A 9184-nucleotide genomic window follows, 5' to 3' on the forward strand; every position below is an offset into this window, starting at 1 on the left:
ACGACCTGAGGCTGACCCATTAATGCTCAAGCGACAAGTGTTTTGAGTTTTTCCGTGATTAGACCGACAAGAGAACAGCCAGCGATGATCGCTCAGTTGCCCACCGTTGCACCCGCGGCCCAGTACCCGGAGTTTCTGCAAGCCTTGCACTCCAGCGGCTTTCGCGGTCAGCTCAGCGCCGACTACGCCACCCGCACCGTGCTGGCGACCGACAATTCGATTTACCAGCGGCTGCCGCAAGCGGCGGTGTTCCCCCTGGATGCGGATGACATCTCACGCATCGCAACCTTGATGGCCGAGCCACGCTTTCGCCAGATCAAGCTGACCCCGCGCGGTGGTGGCACCGGCACCAACGGGCAGTCATTGACCGATGGCATCGTGGTCGACTTGTCGCGGCACATGAACACCATCCTCGAAATCAATGTCGCCGAGCGTTGGGTGCGGGTGCAGGCGGGCGTGGTCAAGGACCAGCTCAATGCCGCGCTCAAGCCGCACGGGCTGTTCTTCGCGCCGGAGCTGTCGACGTCCAACCGTGCCACCGTCGGTGGCATGATCAACACCGACGCCAGCGGCCAGGGCAGTTGCACCTATGGCAAGACCCGCGATCATGTGCTGGAACTGCATAGCGTACTGCTCGGTGGTGAGCGCCTGCATAGCCATCCGCTGTCCGAAGTGGAGCTGGAGGCGGCTTGCGCGCAGTCCGGCCGTATCGGCGAAGTGTACCGGGTGGCGCGCACTATTCAGGAGACCCAGGCCGAGCTGATCGAGTCGGTATTCCCCAAACTCAACCGTTGCCTGACCGGTTACGACCTGGCACACCTGCGCGACGAGCAAGGGCGTTTCAACCTCAACAGTGTGCTGTGTGGTGCGGAAGGGTCATTGGGCTACGTTGTCGAAGCCAAGCTCAACGTGCTGCCGATTCCCAGGTATTCGGTGCTGGTGAACGTGCGTTACGGCAGCTTCATGGATGCGCTGCGTGACGCCAATGCGTTACTGGCGCACAAGCCGTTATCCATCGAAACCGTGGACTCCAGGGTGTTGCTGCTGGCGATGAAAGACATCGTCTGGCACAGCGTCGCCGAGTATTTCCCGGCGAACGCCGAGCGTCCGACGCTGGGCATCAATCTGGTGGAGTTCAGCGGGGAAGACGTGGCGGATGTGAACGCTCGCGTGGCGTTGTTTGTGCAGCATCTGCAGACCGACACGTCTATCGAGCGACTGGGCCACACGCTCGCCGAAGGTGCCGAAGCCGTGAGCCGTGTCTACACCATGCGCAAACGCTCGGTCGGGCTATTGGGCAATGTCGAAGGCGAGGTTCGCCCGCAGCCTTTCGTTGAGGACACCGCCGTACCGCCGGAGAAGCTGGCTGACTACATCACCGAGTTTCGTGCATTGCTCGACAGTTACGGCCTGAGCTACGGCATGTTCGGTCACGTCGATGCCGGTGTGTTGCACGTGCGCCCGGCGCTGGACATGAAAGGCCCGGCCCAGGCCGCGCTGATCAAGCCAATTTCCGACGCTGTGGCCGAATTGACCCGACGTTACGGTGGGTTGCTGTGGGGCGAGCACGGCAAGGGTTTGCGTTCGGAATACGTCCCCGAATTTTTTGGCGAGCTGTACCCGGCGCTGCAATCGCTCAAGGGCGCGTTTGACCCACACAACCAGCTCAACCCCGGCAAGATCTGCACGCCGCCGGATGCTGCCCAAGGCTTGCTCAAGGTCAACGAAGTGACGCTGCGCGGTGATCTGGATCGGCAGATCGACGAGCGCGTCTGGCAAAGCTTCGGTACCGCCATGCACTGCAACGGTAACGGCGCCTGCTACAACTACGACCCCTCTGATGCGATGTGTCCGTCGTGGAAAGCCACCCGTGAGCGCCAGCATTCGCCGAAGGGCAGGGCGTCGTTGATTCGCGAATGGTTGCGTCTGCAAGGCGCGGCCAATATTGACGTATTGCAAGCAGCCCGCGGCAAGTTGTCGTGGTTGAGCGGGTTGCCGGCGCGGTTACGCAATAACCTGGCGCGCTCGCGTGGCGAGGCGGATTTCTCCCATGAGGTCTATGACGCGATGGCCGGCTGCCTGGCCTGTAAATCCTGCGCGGGACAATGCCCGGTCAAGGTCAACGTCCCGGAATTCCGTTCGCGTTTTCTGGAGCTGTACCACGGTCGCTATCAACGACCGCTGCGTGACTACCTGATCGGCTCGCTGGAGTTCACCATTCCCTACATGGCTTATGCGCCGGGTCTGTACAACGCAGTGATGGGCTCGAAATGGGTGAGCCGCCTGCTCGAGCGACAGGTCGGCATGCTCGACAGCCCGCTGATCCACCGCCATGACTTGCAGGCCACGCTGACCCGCTGCAAGGTCGCGGTCGCCAGCGTACCCGCCCTGCGCGAACTGACCGCGGCACAACGCGAGCGCAGCGTGGTGTTGGTGCAGGACGCCTTCACCCGTTACTTCGAAACGCCGTTGCTGGCGAGCTTTATCCAGTTGGCGCATCAGTTGGGGTATCGGGTGTTTCTGGCACCCTATAGCGCCAACGGCAAGCCTTTGCATGTGCAGGGTTTCCTCGGCGCCTTCGCCAAGGCGGCGATCCGCAACGGCAATCAGCTCAAGGCGCTCGCCGACTGCGGCGTACCGCTGGTGGGACTGGACCCGGCGATGACGCTGGTCTACCGCCAGGAATATCAAAAAGTACCAGGACTCAACGATTGCCCGAAGGTCTTGCTGCCTCAGGAATGGCTGTCCGATGCGTTGCCGGAAAACCCGCATCCCGCGACCGGGACCTTCCGTTTGTTGGCGCACTGCACCGAGAAAACCAATGTCCCGGCCAGCACTTCGCAATGGGAAGCCGTTTTTGCCCGGCTCGGGCTCAAGCTGACGACTGAGGCGACCGGTTGCTGCGGCATGTCCGGAACCTTTGGCCATGAAGCACGAAACCAAGGCAGCTCACGAACCATTTTTGAGCAGTCCTGGTCCGGCAAGCTGGAAAAAGAGAGCGAGGCGCTGGCAACGGGATACTCCTGTCGCAGTCAGGTGAAGCGCTTTGCCAACCTGCAATTGCGCCATCCATTGGAGGTTGTGTTAGAGCGTACGCTCGCGAAGTGAAGAGGAACGCGATGCCAGACCGTCGTTATTCGACCCGTAGCAGTCAATCGCCTAAGGCGCTACGCTCGCAGGCACGCTCCTTCGGGTACTGACAATTACGACATGAAACGCATACTTGATCGTTTACGTGGCTGGGCCAGAAGGCTAAAACGGCAAACCATGGTTCTCTGGTTTTGCTATCAGCATCCGCAAACACCCTGGTTACCCAAATGGATTTCGGTTTTTGTCGTGGCGTATGCGCTGAGTCCAATCGACCTCATTCCTGACTTCATTCCTGTGCTTGGATACCTGGACGACGTGATCATTTTGCCGCTTGGGATTCTGCTCGCGATTCGGCTGATGCCGGCGCAGGTGCTCGAGGACTGTCAGCACAAAGCGAGTGAGTGGGAGAAAAGCCATGTGAAGCGGCCAGCGAACAGATTTGCTGCAGTGATCGTTGTATTGGTCTGGCTCGTTGCTGCGGGTATTTTGGGGGCTTGCTTCCTCAGGGCGTGAAGCTGCCTGTCGCAGTAGCCAGAAATTGATCGCCCGGACGAATACCCAAGTGCAGACGGATACTGAATTGCTTGCATCCCCCATGGGGGGATAAGATTCGCGTCATTCATGAATCGCGAAGACTCAAATGATGAGTGAGCTCGAACACAACCATCCCCACACCCCCCACACCCACCAAAGTCACGAAGCGATCATCAAGCGACTCAAGCGGGCGGACGGCCACTTACGCAGCATCATCACCATGATCGAAGATGGGCGTCAGTGCGTGGACATCGCCCAGCAGCTGCACGCTGTTGAAAAAGCGGTGTGTCAGGCCAAGCGCACGCTCATTCAGGATCACATCGATCACTGCCTGGAAGACACCGTCTCGGCGTTGAACAATGGTGAGCGCGCACCACTGGAAGCCTTCAAGCAGATCACCAAGTACCTCTAGGCCTGCCATGCCCGCGCTGCAAGCGCTACGGTTTCTGGTCTGAAGACTGACCAGCCAGCCTTGGCAAATCCTGGGAACTTACGGTCGTCTGTCTGGCCATCGGCGATGCTGATCATCGATCACGTACGGGTGTTCGTGATCCACACCATCCTGCCCGTCGAGGTGAGTGTGATCGACCGGCAGGTTCTCATGGGTGTGTTTGATCGACTCTTGGTCATGCGCAGGACGCCAGATCACGATACTGACCACCAGTGCGCCACCTGCCACGACAGCGAGCCCGGCAAACGACGCCGTGAGGCTGATGTTGGCGCCCAGCCATCCCGCCAGTGGGTAGGTAATCAACCAGCAGGCATGGGACAGTGCAAATTGGGCGGCAAACAGTGCCGGGCGATCTTCGGCATGTGCCGAGCGACGCAACAGCCGACCGCTCGGGGTCTGGGCCAGGGAATAGCCCACGCCGAGTACCGTCCACAGAGGTAACAGGAAGTTGTAGGTGGTCAGGTTGATGCCAATTGCCAAGCCTGCGACCAGGATTGCTCCGCCAAACAGCATGGCTGTTCGGTCTTTGATGTCTTTCAACAGCCGAGGCAAGACCAAAGCCGCGATCATCGAGCCGCCTCCAAACGCGGCCAGCGCCAACGCCGTAGAACTTTGCGGCAGTGCGAAGCGGGACTGTACCAGCACCACTGTGTTGACGATAACCATGGCACTGGCGGCCGCAACCGTCAGATTAAGAGCCAGCAGCCCTCGCAGCCGGGGCGTTGCCAGGAATATGCGCATGCCACGGGTGGTTCGTTCGTAGATGCTGCGTCGTGGTGTTTTCTTCGCTTTTGGCAATAGCACTGTGCCGACCAGGGCTGCAGAGGCAAGGAAACCAATGACAGTGCCTGCGAACAGGTTGTGGAAGCTGATCACCGTCAGCAATGCGGCGGCGAGCATTGGGCTGGCGACACTTTCAAGATCGTAGGCCAGACGCGATAGCGACAAGGCGCGGGTGTAGTCGTATTCATCCGGCAGGATGTCAGGGATGGTCGCCTGGAACGTCGGGGTGAACGCCGCCGAGGCCGACTGAAGGACGAAAATCAGCACATAGATTTGCCAGACCTCCGTCACGAACGGCAGAGCCAACGCGACCAAGGCTCGCACCAGATCCAGCGAGACCAACATTGTTCGCCGGGGTAGACGTTCTGCAAAAGCCGCTGCAATGGGTGCAACACCAATGTAGGCCGTCATTTTGATCGCCAACGCTGTACCGAGGACAGCGCCCGCTTGGGCGCCTGCAAGATCGAATGCCAGCAGGCCTAGCGCGACAGTGGCAAGACCAGTCCCTACCAGTGCAATCACCTGGGCCAGGAAGAGGTGACGGTAGGTTCGGTTGGCCAGGATTGTCAGCATGAGAAATCTCACAGGAAGAGGCGAACGCCTGTCTGGTTGTCGGGCTTTACTCGAAAAAGACAGCGAAGAGTTTGTTGTTTATAGATGCTTTATATCCCCCCTGGGGGGATATAAAGCTATCCTAAACCAGAGGCAGGGACAGCTCAAGAAACAGGCGCCCAGCCTTTCATCTAATGTCGGGGAGAGATTAAGGAAATTGTAGGAGCGAGCTTGCTCGCGATGGTCGTTAACGATAACGCGTATTTACTGGCTAAACGCGGCGCTCTTGAGTCCATCGCGAGCCAACTCGCTCCTACCATTGATGCAAGCTGGCTTTCTCACATTTGTGGAGGCCAGTTATGCGATTCACCTTGGCATTCCTTGCACCATGCATAGAGTGCGTCGTACAGGATCAGTCCATGCGAAAGCATTTCATGATCATCGGAATATCGCTGCGACAGTCCCAGTGAGATGGCGTACAACCCAGCCGATTGCGCAGTCAGATCGAGGCGGGAGGTATCAGCTCCACGGACGATCCTGGCCAACTGCTGCAAAGCGGGCTCACTGAGCCGGTACTTTTTCAGAAAAGCGTCGAAGCTGCACAGCTCGCCCTCATGAGTCAGTTCTACGCCGGGAATGTCGTAGGGCACCGCGTCTTTCTCCGCCGCCAGACGCAGTACGTCGCCACTGGGCACGTATAAGAACTCGGGCTGCGGATCGATAAAGCGCGCGATCAGCCAGGGACAGGCGATGCGGTCAATCTTGGGCCGTTCACGTGTAATCCACCTCATGGAACACCTCCTGCCTGGTTCGGTAGGCTGGGTGATCTGGCGAGCCCAATGCTCGCCAAAGACTGTTAATCCACTCGTGCGGTCTAGCGCAGCAGATGGACTGCCAAACCGACGAGCGCGCAGGCCATCAGCACCTGGATGACGCCCCGCTTGAAGCGGAACAAGGCAATTGCCGCCGCAATGGCGATGAGTGCAGACGGCCAATCGAGGTTGCCACTGAAGCCCTTTGGCCACAGCACGTGATAGCCGAAGAAACACGCCAGATTAAGGATCACACCGACGACGGCCGCCGTAATGGCGGTGAGCGGTGCGGTGAATTTGAGTTCGTTGTGAGTAGACTCTACCAGCGGGCCACCCGCAAGGATGAACAGGAACGAGGGCAGGAAGGTGAACCAGGTCACCAGGGCGGCGGCCACAGCTCCCGCCAGAAATACTTGATCGGCACCGAATACTTGCAAGACATAGGCGCCGACAAAGCCGACGAAAGCCACCACCATGATCAGTGGCCCCGGTGTGGTTTCTCCTAGCGCCAGGCCATCGATCATCTGCGTCGGCGTCAGCCAGCCATGGTGACCGACTGCGCCTTGGTAGACATACGGAAGGACAGCGTAGGCCCCACCAAAGGTCAGCAACGCGGCCTTGGTAAAGAACCAGCTCATCTGGGTCAAAGTGCCTTCCCAGCCAAAGAGGGCGGTCAAAATCCCCATTGGCAACGCCCACAGTGCGGCACAGATCAGTGCGAGCGGCACCAGTTTCAACCAACTGAATCGGGCATGCTCAGGGGAGGGCGTGTCGTCATCGATCAACGCCGGACCATAAGACTTTTTGGCAGCGCTATGGCCGCCAGTCCTGAACTTCTCGGGCGCCAGGCGTCCACCGACATAGCCGATTGAAGCTGCACCCAACACGATCAGCGGGAATGGGACATTGAACGCGAAGATGGCGGTAAATGATGCCGCCGCTATCGCCCACAGCCAATTATTCTTCAACGCCCGAGAGCCGATTCGATGGGCCGCCTGCACCACGATGGCGGTCACGGCAGGCTTGATCCCGTAGAAGAGCCCGGCCACCACGGGCACTTCGCCGAACGCGATATACACCCACGACAGAGCGATCAGGATGAACAGTGAGGGCAGCACAAACAGCGCCCCCGCAATCACTCCACCCCAGGTTCGATGCATCAGCCAGCCGATGTAAGTCGCCAACTGTTGAGCCTCTGGCCCAGGCAGCAACATGCAGTAATTGAGGGCATGCAGAAAGCGTCGTTCGGAGATCCAGCGCCGACGCTCCACCAGTTCCTGGTGCATGATCGAGATCTGTCCGGCTGGCCCGCCGAAGCTGATGAAACCCAGCTTCAACCAGAACCAGAAAGCCTCGCGCAAACTGATCGGCTTTGGCTTCGACAGATCCTCTTCAACCGCTGGTGCGAAAACCTTATTCATTGGGTTGTTCCTCTTTTACAAACCCGGCGAGCAGGCCGTCGAAGATGGCGCTCGCGGCAACCAGCAGTTGGTCGTCGTGGAGAATGGTTTCGCGCAGACCCGCCAGCACGCGCTCGATGCCGGCAGCCTCCACCGGTTGAATGCCTCCGACATCGAGGTAATGCACCAAAGCCGCAATGCGGTTCAGGCCTGGCTCCTGAAGTTCAAAGCTGGCTTGCAGGGTTTCGAAGGTCACGCGGTTGCCGACATGGCTGAAAACCGCATCATCGAAATCAAAGCCAAGGGCGTCGGCTGGGCAGTCCTGGGGGTGCTCGAGCCAGAGGATCCGAGCGTGGGGGTCAATGAAGCGGCGAATCAGCCAGGCGCACGCCAGCCGGTCGACCCAGGGACGCTTGCGTGTTGCCCAGATACGGCCCTGATAATCGCCAGGATTGAGTGCCGTTATCGGGTGGTTGCTGCTGTGTGGCTCATCCGGCGACAGGGCTCTACTGACCGCCGTCTCTAGCTCCTGCAACGCCGAATCGATCTTTTGCTTCGGCTTGCCTGGGAAGTAATCGATGCTTGCCAGTTGATCGTAGGCTTTGCGCAGCTTACGAATTTGTTTGGTCGTCGCCAGCGCATTTTCAGCATTCAGCTGTCCACGGCATTCTTCGATCTGCGCACGAAGCTTGTCGTAATCACCGCTACGGTCGAACCACTCGACAAAGCGCTCACCATCAGGATCGACGACGGGCAGGACGAACGCGGTGCCCTTGATGGCAAGGATGTCACGCTCTACAGACGCCAGCACTTCACGACACAAACCGGTGTCAGGCAACAGGTAGGCGCCATCGCGCAAGACCGCAGCACCTGAGGCTTTCAAGGCACGCCAAGCGCGCATGCGTTCGGTGGCATTCGCGGTGGGCAGGCCTAGAATCAAAGTCAGCCAATTTTTCATGTAGAGATCGCAATTTATTTTGTAATTAAAATTACATTATCTCTGTTTTACATGTTTGGAAAGCTGTCCTTGAGAACAGAGGATTTTTGGCAAGCATGGATGACGACGCTGGGATAGGCGCGCTGGACAACAGTGATACCTTCCGGGATGACGACTACACCCGCAGTGAAGTGTTCTCGTTCACGGCCGGTGTCGATTACCGCATCAACGACGATTTCAACCAGACCGAACTCAACCAGCGCACCGTGCTCGCCGGGATGAACCATAACCTGCTGTATGGTGCGGAGCTGGGGCGCCAGGTGCCCCACGGTCGCTGGAGCTGAGCACCAACTATCGCTTCTGAGCACAGACCTGAAGAACAGGCCCCAAAGCAGCCCTTCGCGAAAGGCTGCTGACGACCGTGGATTCAACACACTGGATTTTGTGTAAGCGGGATTTCGGTTAGATAAGCAAAAGCAGCACCTTGGGTGCTGCTTTTGAGGCTTGAGGCCGCACATTTCTGTCGGCCCGGGGACGCGCTACACCGATCAGCCGTTGCTGCGGTCGGTCGCCTTGGCTTTGCTTTGGGCGACAGCGGCTTCAGCCTTCTGTTTCTGGGCAACCT

The 9184-nt window shown here is 58.8% G+C and carries 8 protein-coding genes; 4 read left to right on the plus strand and 4 right to left on the minus strand.

Annotated features, from left to right (window positions below; all coding sequences use genetic code 11):
* Positions 1 to 84 precede the first annotated feature (84 nt).
* From C8K63_RS27520 to C8K63_RS27530, 3 genes are all read left to right on the plus strand, one after another.
* Positions 85 to 3108, plus strand: a complete 3024-nt coding sequence (locus C8K63_RS27520) for an FAD-binding and (Fe-S)-binding domain-containing protein (RefSeq protein WP_108219555.1) — start codon at positions 85 to 87, stop codon at positions 3106 to 3108.
* Between the two features lie 102 nt (positions 3109 to 3210).
* Positions 3211 to 3603: a YkvA family protein gene (locus C8K63_RS27525; RefSeq protein ID WP_108219556.1), complete on the plus strand. Its 393-nt coding sequence runs from the start codon at positions 3211 to 3213 to the stop codon at positions 3601 to 3603.
* Between the two features lie 130 nt (positions 3604 to 3733).
* On the plus strand, positions 3734 to 4036 hold the full coding sequence (locus C8K63_RS27530) for a metal-sensing transcriptional repressor (protein ID WP_108219565.1): 303 nt from the start codon (positions 3734 to 3736) through the stop codon (positions 4034 to 4036).
* A gap of 78 nt (positions 4037 to 4114) precedes the next feature.
* Here the strand turns inward: C8K63_RS27530 and C8K63_RS27535 are convergent, their stop codons facing one another.
* From C8K63_RS27535 to C8K63_RS27550, 4 genes are all read right to left on the minus strand, one after another.
* Positions 4115 to 5431 carry an MFS transporter gene (locus C8K63_RS27535; RefSeq protein WP_108219557.1) on the minus strand — a complete coding sequence of 439 codons (1317 nt, stop codon included), beginning with the start codon at positions 5429 to 5431 and terminating at the stop codon, positions 4115 to 4117.
* Between the two features lie 317 nt (positions 5432 to 5748).
* Entirely contained in the window at positions 5749 to 6201 is a 453-nt protein-coding gene (locus tag C8K63_RS27540) for a chromate resistance protein ChrB domain-containing protein (RefSeq protein WP_108219558.1), read from the minus strand.
* 83 nt (positions 6202 to 6284) lie between these two features.
* Positions 6285 to 7643 (minus strand): chromate efflux transporter, encoded by a 1359-nt coding sequence (gene chrA, locus C8K63_RS27545; protein ID WP_108219559.1) that lies wholly within the window; start codon positions 7641 to 7643, stop codon positions 6285 to 6287.
* Entirely contained in the window at positions 7636 to 8580 is a 945-nt protein-coding gene (locus tag C8K63_RS27550; RefSeq protein WP_108219560.1) for a chromate resistance protein ChrB domain-containing protein, read from the minus strand. Before C8K63_RS27550 ends, chrA begins: the two co-directional genes overlap by 8 nt.
* A 95-nt stretch (positions 8581 to 8675) precedes the next feature.
* On the opposite strand from C8K63_RS27550, the gene C8K63_RS27555 reads away from it, so the two are divergent.
* Positions 8676 to 8903, plus strand: coding sequence for a hypothetical protein (locus C8K63_RS27555; RefSeq protein ID WP_108219561.1), 228 nt, complete (start codon positions 8676 to 8678; stop codon positions 8901 to 8903).
* Positions 8904 to 9184: the final 281 nt, after the last annotated feature.

Origin of the sequence: Pseudomonas sp. GV085 (assembly GCF_003050925.1) — a bacterium.
GTDB lineage: Bacteria > Pseudomonadota > Gammaproteobacteria > Pseudomonadales > Pseudomonadaceae > Aquipseudomonas.